Source organism: Pseudoalteromonas apostichopi (genome assembly GCF_030297135.1).
GTDB classification, from domain to species: Bacteria; Pseudomonadota; Gammaproteobacteria; order Enterobacterales; family Alteromonadaceae; genus Pseudoalteromonas; species Pseudoalteromonas apostichopi.
The window spans coordinates 3,319,126-3,340,904 of the sequence record NZ_AP028065.1 but is presented as its reverse complement, the minus strand read 5'-3'; the positions used below and the strand labels follow the sequence as shown (position 1 = coordinate 3,340,904).

The following is a 21,779-nucleotide window of genomic DNA, read 5'->3' as shown; positions in this document are numbered from 1 at the left end:
TATATTGCCTGAATAATTTGAGCACGAATGTTGATTAATGAACATAAAAAGCAATTGAACAAGATAAATTGACTGATAGTGACGACGTAGCAACGTCATTCAGATACAGCTGTTGTAGCAAGACATTGAATAAAAATTTGAACATGGTCGACTTCGGGACAGAACTCGTAAATTAAAACCGCAGAATTGGCGGCAGTTTTGACACCAAAAAGAATTTAATAACGTGACAACATGTTATTGTCAGCCACACTTAGTGATGCTCAATGTAAGCAAACAACCTCAGGTTTTGACTTTAACCAGTCGTGAGACTGCACAAAAACAACCGTCAGAAACCACTGAACAGACGAGTTTATATCGTCATGTCAGCGACAGAATTAGTAGAGTAACAATATGAAACGTATGCTAATCAATGCGACGCAGCAAGAAGAAATGCGCGTTGCACTGGTTGATGGCCAGCGCCTGTATGATTTAGACATAGAGAGCCCAGGTCACGAACAAAAAAAAGCAAATATTTACAAGGGTAAAATTACCCGTATCGAACCGTCACTAGAAGCAGCCTTTGTTGATTATGGTGCTGAAAGACACGGTTTCCTTCCTCTTAAAGAAATAGCTCGCACCTACTTCCCACAAGGCTATACATTCCAAGGTCGTCCAAATATCCGTGACGTGATCAAAGAAGGCCAAGAAGTAATCGTGCAAGTTGATAAAGAAGAACGTGGCCAAAAAGGCGCAGCGTTAACTACTTTTATCAGTGTTGCAGGTAGTTATTTAGTACTTATGCCTAACAACCCTCGTGCGGGTGGTATTTCCCGCCGTATTGAAGGTGATGAGCGTACTGAACTTAAAGAAGCACTAAGCCGTTTAGAGTTACCTAAAGGCATGGGCTTAATTGTTCGTACCGCAGGTGTTGGTAAATCATTTGAAGAACTTGATTACGACTTAAAAGCACTATTAGTGCATTGGCAAGCAATTCAGCAAGCAGCTGATAGCGGCCCTGCTCCATTCCTAATTCACCAAGAAAGTAACGTAATTTTCCGCGCAATCCGTGACTATTTACGTCGTGATATTGGTGAAATTTTAATTGATAAAGCACGTGTATTTGAAGAAGCGAAAGCGCATATTGAGCGTTTCCGTCCAGATTTCATGAGCCGTGTTAAGCTTTATCAGGGCGATGTACCACTATTTACTCACTACCAAATTGAAAGCCAAATTGAGTCTGCTTTCCAACGTGAAGTTCGCTTACCATCAGGTGGTTCAATTGTAATCGACCCAACTGAAGCGCTAACGTCTATCGATATCAACTCATCAAAAGCCACTAAAGGCGGTGATATTGAAGAAACAGCACTTAATACCAACTTAGAAGCCGCAGACGAAATTGCCCGTCAATTACGTTTACGTGACTTAGGTGGCCTTATTGTTATCGACTTTATCGATATGACACCACCACGCCATCAACGTGAAGTTGAAAACCGTTTAAAAGACGCTGCTCGCCCTGACCGTGCCCGTGTACAGATTGGTAAGATCTCACGCTTTGGCCTGCTTGAAATGTCGCGTCAACGTCTGCGCCCTTCATTAGGTGAAGCAAGCCAAGGCCCATGTCCTCGTTGTAATGGTCAAGGTACGATTCGTTCTAACGAGTCAATTGCATTGTCTATCCTTCGTTTAATCGAAGAAGAAGCAATCAAAGACAACACATCTCAAGTAAATGCACAAGTGCCTGTTGCTGTTGCCGCTTACCTATTAAACGAAAAACGTCGTAGTGTTCAGCGCATCGAAAAGCGCCATAACGTTGATGTTGTGATCATTCCTAATCAACACATGGAAACACCTCATTACGAAGTAGTTCGCTTACGTAAAGACGAAACAATCGAAACAGTAAGCTACGAGCAAGTTGTTGCTCCTGAGCCAGAAGCATTTGAAATGGCTAAAGCGCCTTCAGCACCAGTTCGTGAAGAGCCGGTTCTAAAAGGTGTAGTAATGCCTACAACACCTGCTCCTCAAGCTGCGCCTAAAGTTGAACAAGCCACTCCTGCGGCTAAAAAGTCTGAAGGTGGTTTATTTGCTGCAATTGGTAAATTCTTCAAATCATTATTCAGTAATGCCGAAGAGGAAGCTGAAAAAGAGCAAGAAGAGAAAAAGGCAGCACAAAGACGTAGCAATAATCGTCGCAACAACGACAACCGTCGCCGTAGCAACAATCAACGTCGTCGTAATTCGCGCAATAAGCGTCCAGATGATGCACAAGCTAAAGAAGAAAACACAAACACTTCTAATAAGCCTGAGCAAAAAGAAGGTAACGAGAATCGCAACAAACGTCGTCGTAATTCTAACAACAGAAAACGTAATGAAAAACGTAATGATGATGTAGAGCAAACGACAAAAGATACTGCACAAGAAACGCAAGCAGAGCAACCGAAGGAAACTAAACCTAAGGTTCGTCGCCAACGTCGTAACTTACGCAAGAAAGTTCGCGTACAGGATGAACATGCAGATGATGCGAATACAGTAAAAACAACTGAAACAGTTGAGCAAGCTGCAAAAGCTGAGAAACCAGCTAAGCCTGCAAAAGAAACAGTAGCTGTTGAGACTGAACAAGCAGAACAATCAGATTCTGAAAAGAAAGTTCAAGCTAAACCAGTTAAAACAGAAGCTGAACCTAAACAAACAGAGCAAATTGAATCTGTTGAAGCATCAACAGACGAAGAGCAAGCGCAACCTCGCACTCGTTCTCGTCGTTCACCACGTCACTTACGTGCTGCTGGTCAACGTCGTCGTCGCCCTGAGCAAGACGAGAAGTCGAGTGATGACAAAACTGATGCTCCTGCATTCATTCCGGTTGCTGATCAAGCTGCTGCTGAATATGAAGCTGAGCTAAAAGCTAAACAAGCTCAAGCTGGAGAGCCAGTAAAAGCTGAAGAACCAGTAAAAGCTGAAGAGCCATTAAAAGCTGAAGAACCAGTAAAAGCTGAAGAACCAGCAAAAGCTGAAGAACCAGTAAAAGCTGAAGAACCAGTAAAAGCTGAAGAACCAGTAAAAGCTGAAGAACCAGTAAAAGCTGAAGAACCAGTACAAGCTGAAGAACCAGTACAAGCTGAAGAACCAGTAAAAGCTGAAGAGCCAGTACAAGCTGAAGAACCAGTACAAGCTGAAGAACCAGTAAAAGCTGAAGAGCCAGTACAAGCTGAAGAGCCAGTACAAGCTGAAGAGCCAGTACAAGCTGAAGAGCCAGTACAAGCTGAAGAGCCAGTACAAGCTGAAGAGCCAGTAAAAGCTCAAAAGCCAGTACAAGCTGAAGAGCCAGTACAAACTGAAGAGCCAGTACAAGCTGAAGAACCAGTACAAGCTGAAGAACCAGTAAAAGCTGAAGCACCTGCTAAAAATGAGAAAACAGTTTTAGTAAAAGGTTCAGCAAGCGCTGCAATGGCAAAACCTACGCCTGTAACTGACAGTGAGCCAGAGCCAACGCCAGCGGCTATGGCACATGACAAACGTGTAACTATTCCAGATAGCGGCCTTCGTGCAGGTTCAATTAAACCTGCTGGCAGAGCCAGTGCTGATATGGCAAAAACCTTAGCGGCTGATTAATTTAGTCGCTTAACTAAAAAAGCCGCGTTTTTTAACGCGGCTTTTTTGTGTGTAATGTTTTTAAATAATACCAATTCGCTTAGTTAAGTGATCTATTTTGAGGCAAGGAAACCTCGTTGATAGCAAGGCAAAAATTTCGTTATTTAGTTGTTCTAAATCAGAAATTTTTAACGCAGGTAGCGACAGGTTTAATCCCTCAAAATGATTAAGTATTATTGCTGATTGGTATAACAATATCTTGTGTACCTAGGTGAGTTGCATAGCCGCCCACAAGAACCTTATAAACACCCTGCTCGTTCGAATAAACACTGGCTGAAATGTGTGAACTGCACCCCATTGCTCGGCCTTGTTCAAACTTAAAATGATTTTCTTGCTGTACAAATACATGCTTTGATAAGTAGCATGCAAGCGCACCACTGGCGCTACCGGTTGCTGACTCTTCGGGTATACCAACCAAAGGCGCAAAGTTACGGCAACTTGCGGTCAGCTCACTTTGCTCTTCACATAATTCAAAGGCATGAACACCAATTACATTATGCTGTTGGCAGAACTCGCTAAGCGCAACTTCATCGATATTGATTTTATCTAAGTAGCCATTGGGCACAGCGATAATAATATCCGGTAAACCTGTAGTTATTACATCTATTGGCAAGCCTGTTTCTGCGAATGTTGTTTCACAAAGCCCTAGTAAGTTTACAAAGTCACCATAAGCTAAGTTGCCAAGATAATTTGGCAAGGCTTGCTCCATGGTAATTTGCCCGTCTTCGGCAATTGTTACACCTAACAAACCCGCTTTTGTTCGCTGAGTGTAATTACCTGCGTTTAAAATACCTTGGTCATATAAGGTAGCAAACACCGCAAGTGTTGCGTGTCCACAAAAATCAACTTCTTCGGTTGTAGTAAAAAATGATACAGCAAAGTCAACTTCATGATCTTGCTCTACAAAAGCCGTTTCTGAAAAGCCAACTTCTTTTGCAATCTTCAATTTTTCTGTATCTGAAAGATTGTCAGCATTTAATACCACGCCTGCAGGGTTACCACCTGCTCCCTCTGCTGTAAATGAGTTAACTAAAAATGCAGTTATTGTCATTATTTTTTCCATACTTAAGTTAAAAACTAGGTATTACACTTGCGCCATAATATATCGATATGTTTGTAGTGCTATAAAAGTTGAGATCTAAATTGGCTGTTTTATACAAGGAATATAATTCTTACGATTCTAAATCTAACACCTAAGCTGACGTTACACCCATACATCATTAACCGCGGTCAACTGCCCACCTGCATTACCTGTATTTACAACCCCTTTAGGTTCAACAAGCATTATTTTACATTCTGTGTCTGCCTTTGGTTTATGTTCAACGCCCTTAGGAATTACAAATAATTCACCAGCTTCTAAAGTCACTACGCCATCCCTAAACTCAATTTCAAGCATGCCTTCAATAACAATGAATACTTCATCAGTATCAGGGTGATCATGCCAAACAAATTCACCTTCAACTTTAGCGAGTTTAAATTGATAGTCATTCATTTCAGCAATGACCCTTGGAGACCAATGCTCTGTGAATTTAGAAAACTTGTCTTTAAAGTTAACTGGTTTGTAAGTCATATTTATTCATCTCCGAAACGATCTTTGTGTAAGTCAAATTCATAAAATAACATTCCATTTTCCTTTGAAGCTTGTTCTTCAAAAGCCAATTTTTTTAAAAGCTTAATCGATGGTGTATTTAACTCATCAACACCAGCAATAAGCTTACGCCAGTATGAATGAGTACAAGCGAGGTTTATAAAGCCCTGCAATAACTCAAGTGCAAGACCCTGCCCCCAATACTGCTCAGCTAACAAATAACCGATATGAGCATCATGCTTTTCGGTATATACAAATAAAAGCCCAATAACTTCTTGATGTTGAGATTGCAGCATTAATAGACGGCACTCGTTAAGCATGTTAGCCAGCCACTTTTCAGCTGCAGCTATAGAATCTACCCCCTGAAAATAACTAGGTAAGTTTGCAACTACAGCAGGTGTTAATATCGCAGGTAAAGCGTTAACTAAAGTAGTTCGCTCTGACTTAGTGTCATTCGAGTTTAATTCAATAACGTTTAGTCTCTGTGTATTAAATGAAAGATTCATTTAATCTCTTAAATCTTCAGCTGTAAAATTACTTTTAAATGTAAAAGCATAAGGTGTGTCACCGTTTGTACGAAGATATTGCAACTTTTCTAATGCTTCTTGAGGGGTTGGAATATGCTTATCTTCAATCCACCATAAAACATAACTATCTTCAGCTAAGCGATGAAACCATTCAGCTTTTCTACGCATGAAATCTCTGTGATGAGTGCGAAACATAAAATTTTTAAGATCTTCAACGCTTTCCCACACAGACATATTGATAATCATATTCGGATCATCAAATAACTTAATATTGGTAGCATCACCTGATTCGTCTTTTAATCGCCATACAAATCCAGCACTGTTTTCAGCAACGCCATTTATTAAATCGAGATTGTCTACAAAATCTTTTATTTCTGGCGCATCCAATGGGTATTTGGCAAGAGCTATATTTAGCTGAGCAAGTTTCATCTTATGACTCTCCATAGCCATAGGGAAGTTTGTACCTTTAGTGTATTAAAATTAAGCTATATATCAATAACAAAGTTATTGAAAATCAAACCTAACTTATCTAATGTTTTTGTTCATTAATAAAAAGCCCAGCTAGTGCTGGGCTAAAAAGTGTTATCTATCTTCATATTAAAGTTGAGTCAAATTAACTCTCTTCCTGCTCCATAAAACGCTGTAGCTGGTCTTTAAGGTTAGGTGGAATACCTTTGATCACAAGTGTATCCGTAGCCTCGTTGTACATTACACGCTCACCTAAGTGTTTACGTTCAAAGCTCACGCTGACACCACCGCCCATGCCTGAGAACTTCACCATACTAGTGACTGTTTTCTTATCAACAGGGAAAGACTCTTCTAAGTCGTAACTTTGCTCTTGGCAAAAGCTGTCAAATGGACTGTCTTCATTTTTCGATAAGGTTGCAGAAAGTTCTTTAACGTTGGCATCTTCACCTGTTGTCACGCAATCATTACAGTAATCAAATACTTGCTTGCGTAGCTCGTCTTTCTCTGACTTATCGTATTGTTGCTCAGATAAGTAATCTTCTACAGCATTTAACATGACTTGGCTTTGCTGTTTAGGATCAATGCCCTCTTCGCAGCCTAAAAAGTCTAAAAAGAAGTCAGCAACTTTACGACCCGCACGACCTTTAATAAACGACACATAGCGGTTATCTTCTGGTTGTGTATCCCACGCAGTTAAATCTACACGTGCAGCTAGTTGCATACGCGAAATATCTAAGTGGCGTGATGATGCTAGATCAAGCTCAGAAGTAATTGAATAATGCTCTTTAATATTGATCATAGCAATTAACAAGAAGTCACTTGCCACATATTGATAATGGCAAAAAACTAAATAACCCGTTTCGTTAAAAGCATACTTATTTAACTCTTCTTTAAGCACATTCGTTGCTTGCTCTGTCATGTGCCAAAAGCCTAGTTCATTGTTACGGTAACTTTGCATTGCTGAAGCAACAATGCTGTTTTTCTCGCCGCTGAATGCACAGTAGCCTTTACCTGGCTTACCATTATATGCATGGTGTAGCTGCTCAATAAAAACGGCTACTTTATCGTTAACAACCATCTCATCATTGCGTAAATGAATATCTGTATCGTCATCTTTTTTGTCTACATAATGAACGACTAATTTTTTAACATCTATTGTCATCTTTGTTTTTCACGCCTCTGGTGTTAAAATACGGGAATATAACTCTTTTTATCGAACCAACTGATGCCTATCATATCAAAATATTCTAATGAGCAAGTAGAACAAATCGTTGATCAGCTGATTGATGTACTAACAGAGCACAAAGCGCCTGTTGATTTAAGCCTTATGTGTTTAGGAAATTCTATCACGCATATTTTAAAAGAGCATGTACCATCAGAGAAAAGACAAGCTGTTGCCGACAACTTTGCCAAAGCATTAGCACAGTCGGTTAAATAAGATTTATGAATTTATCGCAACAAAGTCAGTTTTCTTCAAAAGTAAGTCAGCTTTTAAGTTGGGGCCATTGGTTCACTTTTGCTAACATAGGTTTAGTGCTATTTATTAGCTTAAGCTACTTAGTCGCAGACAGTGCACCAACCACTTTTATAGGCTATGTTTACATGCTCGTGACTTGGTTAAGTCACACGAGCTTTATTACTTTTATTGCCTTTGTTTTAACGATATTTCCATTAAGCTTAGTGTTTCCATACCCTCGGCATATTAGAGGGATGGCAGCAATTATCGCAACACTTGGGGCATCATTCTTAACGCTTGATGCCTATGTGTATTTCAACTTGGGTTATCACCTCAATACTTCTGCCCTACCAGAGATAGTTTCTTTATTGTGGCACCGTTTAACAAGCTCACCCGCTTTAACAACGATTCTTGCAGGCGGTATTGTTCTGCTAATTTTAGCGTTTCAATTATTAGTCAGTAACTATACTTGGCACCATTTGGCGCGTTTAAAGCAATATAAATTCCCGCGCTATGCAACCAGCACTATCTTAGTGTGCTTTGCATTAAGCCACAGTATTCATATTTGGGCTGACGCTAACTTAAAATTTGATATTACTAAGCAAGATAATGTATTGCCATTGTCATACCCAACAACAGCAAAAAGCTTATTAGCAAAAAATGATTTACTTGATATCGAAAGCTATAAAGAAGCTCACGATGTTAGGCTAGACCCACATAATATTAATTACTTAGCACCGGCCCCACTTGCCGAGTGTAAGGCTGAGTCGAGTGCTACTATCGATATTTTAGTATTTGAAAACAATACTGAACTTGAGAAATATGTTGCCACTGAGCCGGCACTGCGTAAAACCGATTTGTTCTTACAGCCTGTTGAAGCCGAAGATACTTTATTTAGTTTAGTGTATGGCCTACCAGCATTTTACAAAGCACCTATTCTAGACAAGCAGCAACTACCTGTGTGGCTTACTGATAATCGCTCAATTCAAATTAATGGTTTTGAACAATTCGAATTTATTAATAACGACGATCAAAACCCTGCGGTACGTTTAGTACGTGCAGATGCTGCAACACAAACTCGCGAATCTGCCAATGCCGTATTTGCTTTTAGCCTTGCTAAAGAAAGCAATGGCATTGTCACAGCCTCACGTCTATACAGCTCAGATAAAAAAGTTGTACAAACCGATGGGCTTATTCAACCAAGCGATATTATCGCCACCAGCGTTGGTCACTACCTTGGCTGCAAAACATTAGCTAAACAAACCATGTTAGGTAGTAACCTATATAAACGTCATGATGACACTGGCGTAAACTACTCGCAAAATGTATTTATCGCATTTAAAAAAGACCGAATCACCCTGATTGATTCTGATGGTAATTTTAAAAATATTTCAGCAGCACAAGGCTTTGCAATTGAACAAGGATTAGATATTCCATTCTTAGTGCAAAGTATTAAAAAACTGAAGCGATATACGCCTTAGAACTTATTGATAAATCAATAATATGAACTAGCTTTAGATATTAGACACCTTATTTGATTAGGAGACACGGATGTCATGAAAGCCATAATCATTTACCTTATATCAATAGCCCTACTGTGTTTTTCATACAACTCAATGGCTGCCACCACTGAATACTATAAATGTGTTACAGACAGAGGCACAATATTTAGTGAATTTCCCTGCGGTAGCCGCGCAATAAAACATAAGATCCAAGTAACCGACCCAGACTTACAAGCTCCGAAAAACTTTGTTAAAGAGCTTAATGAGCTCGAACGCCAGCAAATTATCAGGAATATTGAGGCTGAAATTCGCAGTTATAAGTACCGTTTAGATATTTTAAGCCGCAACCGAGATAGAGCTCAGTATCAACAAGAACAACGCCTAAATCGTATTTTGTCTGATAAAGAAGCTAAGCAGATTAGTAAAGACATCAAAAAACAACTGAAAGCAATTAACAAGCAATATGGGCGTGACGTGAAAAGTGTTAATAAAAAACTCGCAAAACTTGAGAAAAAACTAGCTCGCTATAATTAAATACACTTTACTATTGGGTTTAAAGAATAAATAACATATTCTTAACACCTATAGAGTTATTGCTCTATGTTGGTATAAGACCAACACGCTTAATTAAGTGAACTATTTTGATGCAATAAAACCTTGTTGATAACAAGGCAAAAATGTCGTTATTTAGTTGTTCTAAATTAGAGATTTTTAACGCAGTTAGCGACAACTTTAATCCTTCAAAATGATTAAGTATTATTGCGGGTTAGTATGATTGTTAGAAGGAGTTTATATGCAGCCACAACACATTGCAGAGTTAATTTTATCTGGGTTTCGCAATCACTATAAACTCTTTCAAGCGATCACTGCCAAAGCGCCACTCGCGTTTGCAAACCGCGATTGGCAAAAAATAAATGAGATAAGCAAACTCAGAATTAGCCATTACGATGATCGGGTTAACGAAACCATTGCTAAGCTCAAATCGCTTAATGAACAGCAAATTATTACCTTAAACCAAACCTGCTGGCTTGAAACTAAACAACTCTATCAACAATTTTTGCGCTTTCACCCTCAAGCAGAACTCGCCGAAACCTTTTACAACTCGGTGTTTTGCCGCTTATTTCATCGCCGTTATTTTAATAATGACTTTATCTTTGTTAAAGCAACTTTAGCGGATGCTCCAGCATTACCGATGGAAGTAGAGTACCGAAGTTACCACCCTGTTGTTGATGGCCTAAGACCCACGATACGCAAAATTATTAACCAGTTTGATTTTAAAGCGCCCTTTGTCGATTTAGAACGCGATATCCGCTTGCTGGTAAAGGCCTTTTATAAGCAAGCACCCGACACACATCACCAAGCATGGCAAATGCGCTTTGATATACTGCAAGCCCCGTTTTACCGAAACAAAGCTGCTTATATTGTTGGCCGTGTGGTATCAGAAAGTGGCGTACAGCCATTTATTATTGCGGTGTTGCATCATGAAGACAAAGGTCTATACCTCGATGCCCTACTTACCAAATCATCGCAAATGCGGGTTATTTTTGGTTTTGCGCGTGCTTATTTTATGGTTGAAACCCATGCGCCATCTGCGTTAGTACGCTTTTTAAATCAGCTTATGCCGAACAAAACTCTGGCAGAGCTTTACAATGCAATAGGTTTTCATAAACAAGGTAAGACCGAGTTTTACCGAGAGTTTTTAAGTCATTTAGAGCATTCAAACGATCAGCTCGTTATTGCCCCTGGTACACCCGGGATGGTGATGATGGTATTTACCCTGCCTTCGTTTGGTTATGTATTTAAAGTCATTAAAGACACCTTTGGTGAAAGCAAACCCTTTGGCCGCGATACCGTATTAAAACGCTACCAATTAGTAAAAAGCCATGACCGTGTTGGCCGCATGGCCGACACCATAGAGTATTCGAACGTCGTATTTCCACTGGCTCGATTTGATAGTAAATTACTTGAAGAGTTACATAAAACCATTGGTTCTTCGATGATAATTGAAGGCGAATGGTTAATCATCAAGCATTTGTATATTGAAAGACGGATGACACCGTTAAACCTGTATCTTGAAAATGCCAGTGAACAACAAGCGTTTGAAGCAATAGAAGAATATGGTCAAGCTTTAAAAGAAATGATCGCCGTAAATATTTTCCCAGGCGACATGCTGTTGAAAAACTTTGGGGTGAGTAAACATAATCGCATTATTTTTTACGACTATGATGAAGTTCAGTACCTAACAGACATGAACTTTCGCGCCTTACCAAAAGCAAAGTCGTACGATGATTACTTAACCAATGAGCAGAGTTACTCTGTGGCACCACAAGATGTGTTTCCAGAGCAATTATGTACCTTTGTGACAGCAAACCCAGTGTATAAGCAATATTTATTAAGTACACACCCTGAGCTTGAAGATCCAGCCTATTGGCGACAAGCACAATACAATTATAAGCAAGGTGTAGTTAGCCACATTTATCCATACCCTGCTGCACAACGATTTATCCATTATTGGTAAACACCAAGGACACACAATGAATATAAGTAAAATAGATTTAAACTTACTTGTTTACCTAGATACCTTACTAAGAGAGTGTAATGTAACTAAAGCTGCTAACCAGCTGAGCATTACCCAACCTGCCATGAGTAATGGCCTAAAAAGACTCCGTAATTTATTTAACGACCCTATTTTAGTGCGTACCAGTGAAGGGATGGTACCAACTGAGCGTGCAAAAGAATTACAGCCGGTGATCCGCGGCATTTTAATGACTCTTGAAGAAACACTTGCACCAAACCGCGAATTTGAAGCATCACAAAGTAAACGTGTTTTTCGTATCATGGCCAGTGACTATGCAGCAAGTACCCTTGCACCACGCTTATTGAGCAAATTACACGAAGAAGCGCCCGATACCACACTCGATATTTTGACTCCAAGTGATGTAACCTTCCACGACGTTGAAAACGGTAAAGTGGATATGGCTATCAACCGTTTCGAAAACTTACCGCAATCGTTTCACTATAAACAAATTTGGAAAGACAGCTTTTGTTGCTTAGTAAAAGCAGATAACCCAATTATCAAAGACTTCAGCCTCGACAGCTATTTAAAAGCCCGTCATATCTGGGTAAGTAAAACAGGCTTTGGTGTAGGTGTTGGGATGGACCCTAAAGATGTGCAAAAGCTAGGTTGGGTAGATGAAGCGCTCGCTCACTTTGGTAAACACCGAAATATTGCCACCTTTACTCGTAACTACCACGTTGCCATTCACTTAGCGAAAGAACAAAACTTAGTAGCAACTTTACCATCTAAAGCGGCAAATATTTATTTAGACGATCCGGGCCTTACAATTCTAGAGCCGCCATTCCCTATTCCACCATTTGAGCTAGATATGATTTGGAGCCCGCTGCTACACCGCGATGCAAGCCATATTTGGTTACGCCAAAAAGTTGCAGAAGTAGCCGACGAGCTTAAGTAAGATTTTACCACTGAATTTGTAATTATTGCTGATAAGCAAGGTGTTAGCTTAGCTTATCAGCAATCCCCCTCCTATAAAAAACCTACAACCACTTGAAATACAATAACTTTATATTTAAGTGATGAACTGGAATATGCTTTGCAAGTATCTAATTACATTGTTTTTAATATTCAAAAAGAGGTCATTATGAATACTCATCAAGGACAAGACGTTCATCATATTGCAGATATCATTCAAGTTATGAATAGCGGTATCGATTTTTATGAAAAAGCACAGGAAAAAGTAACCGACCCAAGCATTATTGCCTTATTTCAACGCATGATAGATGCGCGTAAAGTAAGTGTTGAGCGCTTACAACCTTATGCCATTAACGAAAATGGCGAGCGTGAAAATGGCTCTGACTTTGCTGTAGAAGCACGTAAAGCCTATACATCTTTAATAACTAAACTTGGTGCAGACAAAAACGCCACGTACGTTAGCGAACTTGAAGAAGTTGAAGATAAAACACTAGCTGAAATCAAACACGCGCTTAAAAAACCACAACCACATGACTGTGAAGCCGCATTATCAAAAACCCTGCTGACAATTCAAAGTTGTCATGCTGAAATGAGTAAAATGAAAAAGCATTAAATTGTGAGAGTGCAAAGCCCAGTTACGCTGGGCTTTTATCTGTTTAGATATAGATAAGCGGTGTGTATCTCACCTGAGAGTTTAACTCTTAGGTTTAAACATCTATTGAGAGACAGCAACAGCTTAATTCACCATCCGAAGTGCGAGCTTTCCCTAAGTTCCGCTAAGTTCCAATTTCTGACCATCAAGCTTGACTCGTTAATGCCTCAAAATAATTCAGAGCAATAGATCTTGTTTACTTCGATCCTCCTAATTCTCCCAATCAAAAGTCATCCGAAGTAATTTGGGTAGCAGCATTTTCTGACATTATAAGGCATCATGCAATCTAACTTATGTTTCTATGAGAGTGTCGAGTTAATGTTTAACAATAAAAAGCTGATTTTATTTTTCATATTTATTCTGCTAATTGACTTCAATGTTGCTGCTAATAGCACGTTAGAAAGTCTTCAGCTCACCCAAATACTAAAGGATGATTATGACGGTGTTGATGGCTTAGGTAATCCTAGAAGCGTAAAAATTCTTATGGATAATTCTAAGGTTTTTGTGTCTAGCGGAGATGATAATGCTTTTGCCATTTTCAATGTCGACAATAATTTTAACCTAGCTTTAAGTCAAATATTTAAAAATTCCTCAACCAACATAAATGGACTAGAGGGGGCTTCAGGTGTTGCCTATTTGGAGCAAGGTGATCAGGTAGTTGTAACAGGCTTTTATGATGGAGCTTTAACCCAATTTTCTAAAAATAAAAACAGTTATCGATTTAATAAAACTATTAGTGACGGTCTTCATTATGAGCGAATATTTAAGAGTGATGTGTCCGTTGGTAAATTAGATACTCTGGGACTGCTTGGCGCTTGGGATGTAATTAAGACACACAACGAAAAGCAACTCTTAGTTGCAAGCTATATGAGCAATGCTGTAGCGATTTTTGATATTACATCCGATGGTCGGATTCTTTTTAATAGAGCAATAAAAGACGCGAGACCACTTGAAAATAGCTTAGGTAAACCAGTTAGTTTAGCCTTGTCTTCATTGAATGATGAATTATATGTGCTGGGTTTTGATAACCATCAATTAACTATCTTTGATCGAAAAGACGGGGGGGAGTTATTGGTAAAACAAGTAATAAAAAATGGCGTCGCTGGCGTGGAACAATTTGTTAATCCTCAAAAGATCGTCGTTTCACCTGAAGGGAAGTATTTATATGTCGCCTGTTCAGGTAGCAACGCGATTGTTGTTTTTCAAAAGAAAGAAACTGGACAATATGCTTTTGTGCAGGCAGTCAATAATTCTGACGTTGGTGGTTCAGGCCTAGAAGGCGCCAGTAGTTTAGCAATATTGGCTGACGGCTCGAAAATTTATGCTGCTGGAGAGGCGGGACACGGCTTGTATTTGTTTAGTGCGGGCGTTGATGGGCGACTTAGCTTTAAGAGTAAACTGTTAAGTGTTCATGATAACGAATTAATGAAAATATCATCGATTACTCTTACTAGTGATAATCAACATCTGTTGGTGGCTACTGGTAAAGGTAATTCATTATTTGTCTTTAAAATAAAAAAACTATAGGCATCACGGAACAAGAACAGTTGGTTAGGTTTCGCTTAAGTGTGCGTTACAGGGCGTCAGCTCTTATAAGGTAAGAACTGTTGATGCTTAGGTAACCGAACGACTCTTGCTGGTATAGAACCGCCCACGACTCTAACTCATAACTGTCCAAAAACGAGTTTACCCGACAGTCTGCTATTGACTCATACACACCTGCCAGGTTTATTAATTCCTTTTAATCAAACCTGACACATACACTTAAGACTTATTGACCCGTCAAACGCTTTGCAAATGAAATCGCATAAGCTGTTGAGCGTAATTTAAGTACTTTGTCATCACTTGGCATAAAGCCTTTAGACAAAAGATTTGGGTCATAATTAGTGAGGTCACAACCTGATTCACCTGTGGATTCTATGGTGAGCTTTCCTAAATTAATTGTTTTGCGATCAGCGGGCCAACGAACCGAAGGATCCGTTAACGCATCACCGGGCTCGGCTAGTTCAGCTTGAAAACGATAATGAACCTTGCCTTTCGCTAAATCCTCTTCAAGTCGCTTAGCCAGAAATGATTTTGGTAAGGTTTTCATTTGCTCTTCTGTTAGCACCTGTTCTGGCTCTTCTGGCACCATAGTCCATCTAAAGGCATGCTTAGCGCCCTTTTCATCAACCATGTAAAAGGTATGCACACCAAAATACCGCGAAGACACATACGACGCTGGCGGGTTATGGCTTTGTAGCCAATTAAACTGCCCTAACGTACTCGGGTTTTGCTCTCTGTATGCTTTCACTTTCGCAAAATCGATTTTCCCTGTTTTCTCGTCAGGTAATAAGGTACTTAGCAAACCAAAAAATGCTTCTGGGCTATTACCTGCAAATACAGGCGTAGTTAGCCCTGCAATATTGTGCACATCACCATTTTCTAGTACAAACTGCACCCCCATTCCTCGCGGCGAGCGTGATGTTTCATCAGCATGAGGGTTACCACCTCCCATAGAAAAGCGAATATTTGCTTTTGACGGTGCGTTAAATAAAGGGCTGATTGAATACTGTTTTGCTGCTTGATTAGGTGTAAATGTGCCGACAGCGCACACACCTTTGGCGTGACCTTTCCTAATACCAGGCTGCTTACCTGAAAGCTTCTCAAATAAATTAATAAAATCTTGCCCGTTTACTGGTTGCTCAGCAAAACTTGCTGTTGGTAAAACAAGGCACATAGCACAAACTAAAGACTTAATTTTTAGCATTTATCCATCCTTTAAACTTAGTTCCAACACAGATGACCTGACTAACTTCATAATGATTTCATCAAAGTTAATAAAGATTTTTACCTACATAAACGTTACAAACATTTAATAAACTTAGAATATTTATTTAACTACAGTATTTTTAAAAGCTGCTAACTTTAAATTTAGGATCCTAAAAACTGCTGTGGCGCCCAGCATTTTAAAAATAATCCGTGTTCTTAGCACGACTATGGCTAATCCACTTAATTGTAAATTTTGTGGCTTGGTCAAAAACAACAAGGACCTAATTATGGTGAAACAACATAAAAAAACCTTTGCAAACGCTGATGTAGATATGACCCCTATGCTTGATATTGTGTTTATCTTGCTAATATTTTTTATCGTAACAACCTCGTTTGTTAAAGAGCGCGCTATCGAAGTCAATCGCCCTTTAGCAAAACCAAGTCTTGATAATCCCAAAAAACAAGCGCAATTTACTATCACTGAAAACGACAGTATTTATTTTGCAAATAGACTTATAACACCAGAGCAAATAATCGCTAACCTTGCGCTATTTGCCGCTCAGTTTGAAATGACAAATGTACAAGTAACCGCAAGTGAGCAAAGTAGCCACAAAACCTTGATTACTTTGCTTGATAAAATAAAACAATATCAAGATGTTCCTATATCTATAAGCACATCTTTATAACTAAAAAAGGGCCTAACGGCCCTTTGCAAAGTTAAATAATAAAGGAATCTAAAGGGAGTTTAGAACTTGTACTCTGCACCTACGTAGTAGTACGCACCGTTAAAACCAAATGGTGCTGAACGACGTGAGTAAGTGAAGACACCCGGACTTGAAACAATGGTGTTGCCACTTGCATCAACAATCGTACCCGAGCGTGAATTACCAATAGTGTTCTTATCTGGGTAAACATCAAATAAGTTATTTGCACCAATGTTAAATGACAGGTTTTCGTTAAAGAAGTAGTTAACTTTTACATCAGTTAAGATTTCAGCACCGTATGTTTGACGACCACCATCTTCAACTGTGTATTCGCCGTAACGATTTAGAGATAGGTTTACAGTCCAATCTTCTAAACGGTAAAGCGCACTTAAGTTAATGCGGTCTTCTGGTTGCCATTCTTCGATAATTGACGTTTCTTGTGCAGAAAACACATCTTCTACCGGAATAGTCTCAAGACCACTGCCTGATGGCGTGAATAAATCAACTACATCTGTTTTAGTGAAGTTAGCAGCAAAGGTGAAATCTAGCGTACCGCCAAGGCCTTCTGTGTTCCATGTGGCAACTAAATCAACACCTTCGGTTTCAGTATCGGCACCATTTAAGAAGAACTGACCCGCACCTGCGCCTGAACTTACAAGTGCAGCATCTAGCGTATCTGATAAACCTTTACCTAAACGGTTAGAAATAACGATACGGTCGTCGATATCAATCGAGTAGTAATCAATGGTTAAATTGATATTGTCGGTTACGTTATACACAATACCTAAACTACGGTTTTGTGATTTCTCTTCTTTTAACTTAGGAATACCAATTGATTGCGCTAAGGTACTGTCGTTTCTGAATGTACCTACTTGCTCAGCCACTAAGCTGCCATCATCACCTACAACAAACTGTGTACTTACGTTATTAAAGTAAAGCTGTTGCATAGAAGGCGCTCTAAAACCTGTGCTTAGTGCACCACGTAACGACACATCTTCAGTCACAGACCAGTTACCCGCTAACTTAAAGTTTACGGTATCACCAAAGCCTTTGTAGTTATCGTAACGTACCGCACCTGAGATAATCACATCATCAATAACATAGGTTTCTGCATCCATATAGAATGAGATCACATCGCGTGACTCATCAACAGATGATGCCGGATCTGAACCACCAAAACCTTGCGTACCACTTGCAGCATCAACACTACCTACCCCACCATTTAAACCTGAGTAGATGCTCATACCATCAACAGTGTCGTAATCACGGTATGCGTATTCGCTACCTTCAAGAATACGGAACTCATCAGTACGAAGCTCTGCACCCAGTGCTAATGAGAAATTATCGTAGTCTTTGGTGTAATCAAGGTTAAGTGTTTGAAGTGATAATTCAAGGCCATATGCATATGCTGAACGGGGGATAGTGGCACGAATTTCTGCCGCGCTTAAACCTTGGTTATAACGAAGGTAGTTAGCGTATGAGCCATTGATAGTGTCACTTGTTGTGTAATCAATGCTGTTTTCGCCATAGGTGTACGATAAATCAATGCTAGAATCATTATCGAACGACTTTTTAAAGCCAACATTGTAAGACACGTCATCAATAACGGTATTAATTTTCGGTAAGAATCCCATAGGAATGGTTGCATCACCATCTTGTAATACAGGGTTACCATTGGCATTTGCGTTGTGACGGAAAAACGCAGCTGATTCATTTTCACGATTTGAATAGGTAATAAAACCATATAACTCACCACCAGCAAGTTCATAGCCAGTGTTGATAGTTAAAGCAAATTGCTGTGAATCTGCATCACCAATTCTAAACGTATCACGAGGTGCGGTTAACTCACGCGGGTCGCCTGCTAATAGCGTCCCGTCATCAAGTTCAGTACAGCCGTAAAATTGACATGAGCCATGAAGACCTGCACGGTTTGTTGGCGCACGATCACGGTAGTTAATTGTGGTATTTAAATACCCATCATCACCTAGTGCAAAACCTTTATTGAAATCAACATTTACTGTTTCACCATCACCTTCTGAATACTCACCGTAGTTGATGGCCGCTTTACCGCCCTCTTCAGCGTCTTTTAATACGATATTAATAACACCTGCAATGGCATCTGAACCATATTGCGCAGCAGCACCATCACGTAATACTTCAATGCGTTTAATAGAAGCCGCAGGGATAGCATTCATGTCAGTCCCTGCCGTACCACGACCCACAGAGGTATTAATGTGAATAAGGCTTGCTTGGTGGCGGCGCTTGCCATTGATAAGAACTAAGGTTTGATCGGGCCCTAAACCGCGTAGTGTTGCAGGGCGAAGTGCATCAGTACCATCACTGATAGACGAGCTTGAAAAGTTAAAAGACGGTGCAATAGCCTGAAGCATACGGCCTACTTCTGTTTGGCCTGTATTCTCTAGTGCTTCAGCACTTAAAATATCAACCGGAACCGGTAAATCTTCAACCGAGCGTCCTGCGACACGGCTACCGACAACGGCAATTTTTTCGATGTTTTTTTCTGCTGATTGATCTTCTGCTAACGCTTGCGTATTGGCGGCAAGCAGTAATGGCACGACTGCAGCGCTGACCCCTGATACTTTGATCATGTTATTATCTATCCTATCTACTTGTTTGAGTTTTATACTCAGCAAGCCTTGATGATCAACAACCGCATCGAGCTCAGTGCCTTCGAGCATCGCATTGAGTGCATCAAGTTTGGTGTAAAAACCAAACACAGATTGCGCTTGATATTGCTTCGCTAGTTCGAAAGAAAAAATGACTGTTTGATCTGTTTGCTTTGCAAATTCGATTAACGCCAAATCAGCTCGTTGCGCTTTGATGTCAAATTGCAGCATTTGTTTTTCAGCCGCTATTGCTACTTGGCCTGTAGTGAGGCCATAAATAACAAAAGAGGCAGGTAACAACCGCAATTGCTTACTGCGCAATTTAAACAAACAAGTGAGGAAGAAAAATCCGCTATGTAAATTTAACTTTTTTTTAATTAATTTTTTGTGACGAGAAGGTGGCGCATAATTAACATCATTATAATTGCGTATTCTCATAGGCAGAACTAACCTTTTGCAGCGATCGTTAAGCTAACACGATGTTCACCTAAACGTTGATGTTCTACACCTAAGTTGGCCTGTAATGAGTCAAGCAAACCTTTAATGTCGCCTGTTTTAAACACCCCAGCTACTTTCAAAGAGGCAAGTTCTGGGTCATTTAGCTCAAAACGCGTGGCTGTATAACGACTCACCTCTTGCAGAGCTTCGTCTAAAGACTCACCATTAAAAATTAACATTTCTTGTTGCCATGCCAAGTCGCGTTGGACGTCATCAACAGATAACTGCTTAATTGGCGCTGTTTTACTTTGTTTTATTAGTGCCTTCTCGCCTGATACAACCACATTCGCTTTAAGTGCTTTTATATCTGCGCTGTTATCTGAAGCATCTTTTAAACGATTAAAATCACTGGCATCAACCTGAGTACTCGGATCAGTAATCATCACTTTGCCCTCAGTCACAACTAACTCTAAGTCTGAGGCAGAGTTTCGCTGAACATTAAATACTGTGCCAAGTGCAGTAAAAGATTTATCACCAGCAATTACGGTAAACGGACGACTAGGATCTTTAGCAACATTAAAACGCCCTTCACCACGGCTCAGGATCAACTGACGACGATCGCCTGAGTAAGCGACTTCAAGTTTAGTATTGGTATTGAGCTGCACAATAGTGCTGTCTGGCAGAACAAATTCAGCTTGCTCGCCTACTTTAGTGCGATAAATTTTGGTAAATTTGGCATAGTCGTTTTCTTCACTTTGCCAGTAGCTTGAATAGATAAGCATAATACAACCAAGCAGCATCACTACTAAAAAGCTCGCAGCAGTTGCCATACCAAACACTGCAGGTTGTTTTTGCGGTGCTTTATAAGGGAACATACTACTTAACTCATTGAGCACGCTCATTTCATCCCATAAAGTCGCAAGTTCAAACAATGCTTCTTGATGAGCTGTGCTTTGATGAGCCCACATGTGCAATTGTCTCACTTCGTCTTTAGATAAACCGCGATCAATTGCACTTATCCATTGACTCGCCTGCTCTTGAATCATTTCTTTTGATGAAAATGGATGGACATTACTCATTTGTTCACCTCTTTTGCAGTGAACTCAGTGGTTGGGTTAAATGTCTGGGGTTGTACGTCGTGTGATTTCATTGCTCGGTGAACATGTAATAAGCCTTTGGCTATATGTTTTTCAACAGTACTTTCGCTGAGTTCCATTTTAGCTGCAATTTCCTTTTGGCTTAAGCCATAGACTTTTTTTAAGATAAAACATTTTTTAATTTGAGGGCTTAATTCGTTAGTCACTCGGCAAAAAAACAAAAAACGTTCTTTTGAGGTCACTTCATCTTCAAGTGCCATTGAACGCATATGATGTTCAACCTGTTGTTGTTCATCTAACGATTCTTTGTATTTATTGTCCCATTTAGCAATGTGATTTAGTGCCAAATGTTTAGCCGTTTTCAGCATGTAACTGTGAGTATATTCGATATTTTGTTTAAGATCAGCTTCATAACTTTTTATAAACGTCTCTTGCACAATATCTTCTACATCATCAGGGCTGACAATACGTGATACAAAGCGCCTAAGTTTGCTCGATATCTCAGTAAAAGCGGTGATAACCCCAGTTTGATCTGTCATCCTTAACTCACCTTTATTATATTTTTATTGCTTTAGGGTACGAGATTTCATTTTAATTACAAGCCATTTGTTAATTTTTTGTACCCTTGGTAAACAAAGATTTTATAAACTCATTAAAATCTTCTGTTTTAAGCGTCATAAGCTTGCTCTACTGTTTCAAAAATCACGCTACTTCATCCACCTCGACTCACTATTTGGCTATATTTTTTATTAACTTCCACCTACTAAATCGGTTTTTAGTTTGAATACATTAAGCGACTTAGTGACGGGCTAAATTAAGTCATCTTTTGGTTTTAAATAAAAAGTAAACTACAGG

Annotated in this window: 18 protein-coding genes; 9 read left to right on the top strand and 9 right to left on the bottom strand. The window is 39.6% G+C overall.

Annotated features, from left to right (window positions below; translation table 11 throughout):
* The first annotated feature begins 390 nt into the window (after positions 1–390).
* Entirely contained in the window at positions 391–3,585 is a 3,195-nt protein-coding gene (gene rne / locus QUE86_RS15110) for a ribonuclease E (protein ID WP_286258194.1), read from the top strand.
* Positions 3,586–3,790: 205 nt separating this feature from the next.
* Here the strand turns inward: rne and QUE86_RS15105 are convergent, their stop codons facing one another.
* The 5 genes from QUE86_RS15105 to yejK form a co-directional block, all read right to left on the bottom strand.
* Positions 3,791–4,675, bottom strand: a complete 885-nt coding sequence (locus tag QUE86_RS15105) for a PhzF family phenazine biosynthesis protein (protein ID WP_286258192.1) — start codon at positions 4,673–4,675, stop codon at positions 3,791–3,793.
* A 153-nt stretch (positions 4,676–4,828) separates the two neighbouring features.
* Complete coding sequence (locus tag QUE86_RS15100) at positions 4,829–5,194, bottom strand: cupin domain-containing protein (RefSeq protein WP_130051620.1); 366 nt, start codon at positions 5,192–5,194, stop codon at positions 4,829–4,831.
* Positions 5,195–5,196: 2 nt separating this feature from the next.
* On the bottom strand, positions 5,197–5,718 hold the full coding sequence (locus QUE86_RS15095) for a GNAT family N-acetyltransferase (protein ID WP_286258190.1): 522 nt from the start codon (positions 5,716–5,718) through the stop codon (positions 5,197–5,199).
* Complete coding sequence (locus QUE86_RS15090; protein WP_130051622.1) at positions 5,719–6,168, bottom strand: DUF3291 domain-containing protein; 450 nt, start codon at positions 6,166–6,168, stop codon at positions 5,719–5,721. It abuts the gene before it with no gap.
* Positions 6,169–6,352: 184 nt separating this feature from the next.
* On the bottom strand, positions 6,353–7,369 hold the full coding sequence (yejK, locus tag QUE86_RS15085) for a nucleoid-associated protein YejK (protein WP_130051623.1): 1,017 nt from the start codon (positions 7,367–7,369) through the stop codon (positions 6,353–6,355).
* Positions 7,370–7,432: 63 nt separating this feature from the next.
* Here yejK and QUE86_RS15080 point away from each other — a divergent pair, with 63 nt between their 5' ends.
* The 7 genes from QUE86_RS15080 to QUE86_RS15050 all read left to right on the top strand — a co-directional run bounded on the left by QUE86_RS15080 (position 7,433) and on the right by QUE86_RS15050 (position 14,834).
* Positions 7,433–7,645, top strand: a complete 213-nt coding sequence (locus QUE86_RS15080) for a YejL family protein (protein ID WP_036967930.1) — start codon at positions 7,433–7,435, stop codon at positions 7,643–7,645.
* 5 nt (positions 7,646–7,650) lie between these two features.
* A complete protein-coding gene (locus QUE86_RS15075; protein ID WP_130051624.1) occupies positions 7,651–9,144 on the top strand; it encodes a DUF3413 domain-containing protein in 1,494 nt (497 codons plus the stop codon).
* A 75-nt stretch (positions 9,145–9,219) separates the two neighbouring features.
* A complete protein-coding gene (locus tag QUE86_RS15070; RefSeq protein ID WP_130051625.1) occupies positions 9,220–9,699 on the top strand; it encodes a DUF4124 domain-containing protein in 480 nt (159 codons plus the stop codon).
* 259 nt (positions 9,700–9,958) lie between these two features.
* Positions 9,959–11,683: a bifunctional isocitrate dehydrogenase kinase/phosphatase gene (gene aceK / locus QUE86_RS15065; RefSeq protein WP_130051626.1), complete on the top strand. Its 1,725-nt coding sequence runs from the start codon at positions 9,959–9,961 to the stop codon at positions 11,681–11,683.
* A gap of 16 nt (positions 11,684–11,699) precedes the next feature.
* Complete coding sequence (locus tag QUE86_RS15060) at positions 11,700–12,638, top strand: LysR family transcriptional regulator (RefSeq protein WP_130051627.1); 939 nt, start codon at positions 11,700–11,702, stop codon at positions 12,636–12,638.
* Between the two features lie 186 nt (positions 12,639–12,824).
* Positions 12,825–13,268 carry a ferritin-like domain-containing protein gene (locus QUE86_RS15055; RefSeq protein WP_054554697.1) on the top strand — a complete coding sequence of 148 codons (444 nt, stop codon included), beginning with the start codon at positions 12,825–12,827 and terminating at the stop codon, positions 13,266–13,268.
* A gap of 357 nt (positions 13,269–13,625) precedes the next feature.
* Positions 13,626–14,834, top strand: a complete 1,209-nt coding sequence (locus tag QUE86_RS15050; protein WP_286258175.1) for a beta-propeller fold lactonase family protein — start codon at positions 13,626–13,628, stop codon at positions 14,832–14,834.
* Positions 14,835–15,078: 244 nt separating this feature from the next.
* Here QUE86_RS15050 and QUE86_RS15045 read toward each other — a convergent pair whose 3' ends face one another.
* The gene (locus tag QUE86_RS15045) at positions 15,079–16,056 is read right to left on the bottom strand and encodes a catalase family peroxidase (protein ID WP_178926889.1); all 978 of its coding nucleotides are present in this window, start codon (positions 16,054–16,056) and stop codon (positions 15,079–15,081) included.
* A 289-nt stretch (positions 16,057–16,345) separates the two neighbouring features.
* Between QUE86_RS15045 and QUE86_RS15040 the strand changes: the two genes are divergently transcribed.
* Positions 16,346–16,744: an ExbD/TolR family protein gene (locus QUE86_RS15040; protein ID WP_286258172.1), complete on the top strand. Its 399-nt coding sequence runs from the start codon at positions 16,346–16,348 to the stop codon at positions 16,742–16,744.
* A 59-nt stretch (positions 16,745–16,803) separates the two neighbouring features.
* On the opposite strand, the gene QUE86_RS15035 is transcribed toward QUE86_RS15040, so the two are convergent.
* The 3 genes from QUE86_RS15035 to QUE86_RS15025 all read right to left on the bottom strand — a co-directional run bounded on the left by QUE86_RS15035 (position 16,804) and on the right by QUE86_RS15025 (position 21,463).
* Positions 16,804–19,710 (bottom strand): TonB-dependent receptor plug domain-containing protein, encoded by a 2,907-nt coding sequence (locus tag QUE86_RS15035; RefSeq protein ID WP_434784481.1) that lies wholly within the window; start codon positions 19,708–19,710, stop codon positions 16,804–16,806.
* Between the two features lie 125 nt (positions 19,711–19,835).
* A complete protein-coding gene (locus tag QUE86_RS15030) occupies positions 19,836–20,906 on the bottom strand; it encodes a FecR family protein (protein WP_130051632.1) in 1,071 nt (356 codons plus the stop codon).
* Positions 20,903–21,463 (bottom strand): RNA polymerase sigma factor, encoded by a 561-nt coding sequence (locus QUE86_RS15025; protein WP_130051633.1) that lies wholly within the window; start codon positions 21,461–21,463, stop codon positions 20,903–20,905. The genes QUE86_RS15030 and QUE86_RS15025 overlap by 4 nt, the downstream gene beginning before the upstream one ends.
* Positions 21,464–21,779 lie beyond the last annotated feature (316 nt).

Coding starts and splice junctions, on each gene's coding strand:
- QUE86_RS15080 (WP_036967930.1), top strand. CDS start 7,433: ATGCCTATCATATCAAAATATTCTAATGAGCAAGTAGAACAAATCGTT.
- QUE86_RS15025 (WP_130051633.1), bottom strand. CDS start 21,463: ATGACAGATCAAACTGGGGTTATCACCGCTTTTACTGAGATATCGAGC.
- QUE86_RS15100 (WP_130051620.1), bottom strand. CDS start 5,194: ATGACTTACAAACCAGTTAACTTTAAAGACAAGTTTTCTAAATTCACA.
- yejK (WP_130051623.1), bottom strand. CDS start 7,369: ATGACAATAGATGTTAAAAAATTAGTCGTTCATTATGTAGACAAAAAA.
- QUE86_RS15070 (WP_130051625.1), top strand. CDS start 9,220: ATGAAAGCCATAATCATTTACCTTATATCAATAGCCCTACTGTGTTTT.
- QUE86_RS15075 (WP_130051624.1), top strand. CDS start 7,651: ATGAATTTATCGCAACAAAGTCAGTTTTCTTCAAAAGTAAGTCAGCTT.
- QUE86_RS15060 (WP_130051627.1), top strand. CDS start 11,700: ATGAATATAAGTAAAATAGATTTAAACTTACTTGTTTACCTAGATACC.
- QUE86_RS15090 (WP_130051622.1), bottom strand. CDS start 6,168: ATGAAACTTGCTCAGCTAAATATAGCTCTTGCCAAATACCCATTGGAT.
- QUE86_RS15045 (WP_178926889.1), bottom strand. CDS start 16,056: ATGCTAAAAATTAAGTCTTTAGTTTGTGCTATGTGCCTTGTTTTACCA.
- QUE86_RS15105 (WP_286258192.1), bottom strand. CDS start 4,675: ATGACAATAACTGCATTTTTAGTTAACTCATTTACAGCAGAGGGAGCA.
- QUE86_RS15050 (WP_286258175.1), top strand. CDS start 13,626: ATGTTTAACAATAAAAAGCTGATTTTATTTTTCATATTTATTCTGCTA.
- aceK (WP_130051626.1), top strand. CDS start 9,959: ATGCAGCCACAACACATTGCAGAGTTAATTTTATCTGGGTTTCGCAAT.
- QUE86_RS15030 (WP_130051632.1), bottom strand. CDS start 20,906: ATGAGTAATGTCCATCCATTTTCATCAAAAGAAATGATTCAAGAGCAG.
- QUE86_RS15055 (WP_054554697.1), top strand. CDS start 12,825: ATGAATACTCATCAAGGACAAGACGTTCATCATATTGCAGATATCATT.
- QUE86_RS15095 (WP_286258190.1), bottom strand. CDS start 5,718: ATGAATCTTTCATTTAATACACAGAGACTAAACGTTATTGAATTAAAC.
- rne (WP_286258194.1), top strand. CDS start 391: ATGAAACGTATGCTAATCAATGCGACGCAGCAAGAAGAAATGCGCGTT.
- QUE86_RS15040 (WP_286258172.1), top strand. CDS start 16,346: ATGGTGAAACAACATAAAAAAACCTTTGCAAACGCTGATGTAGATATG.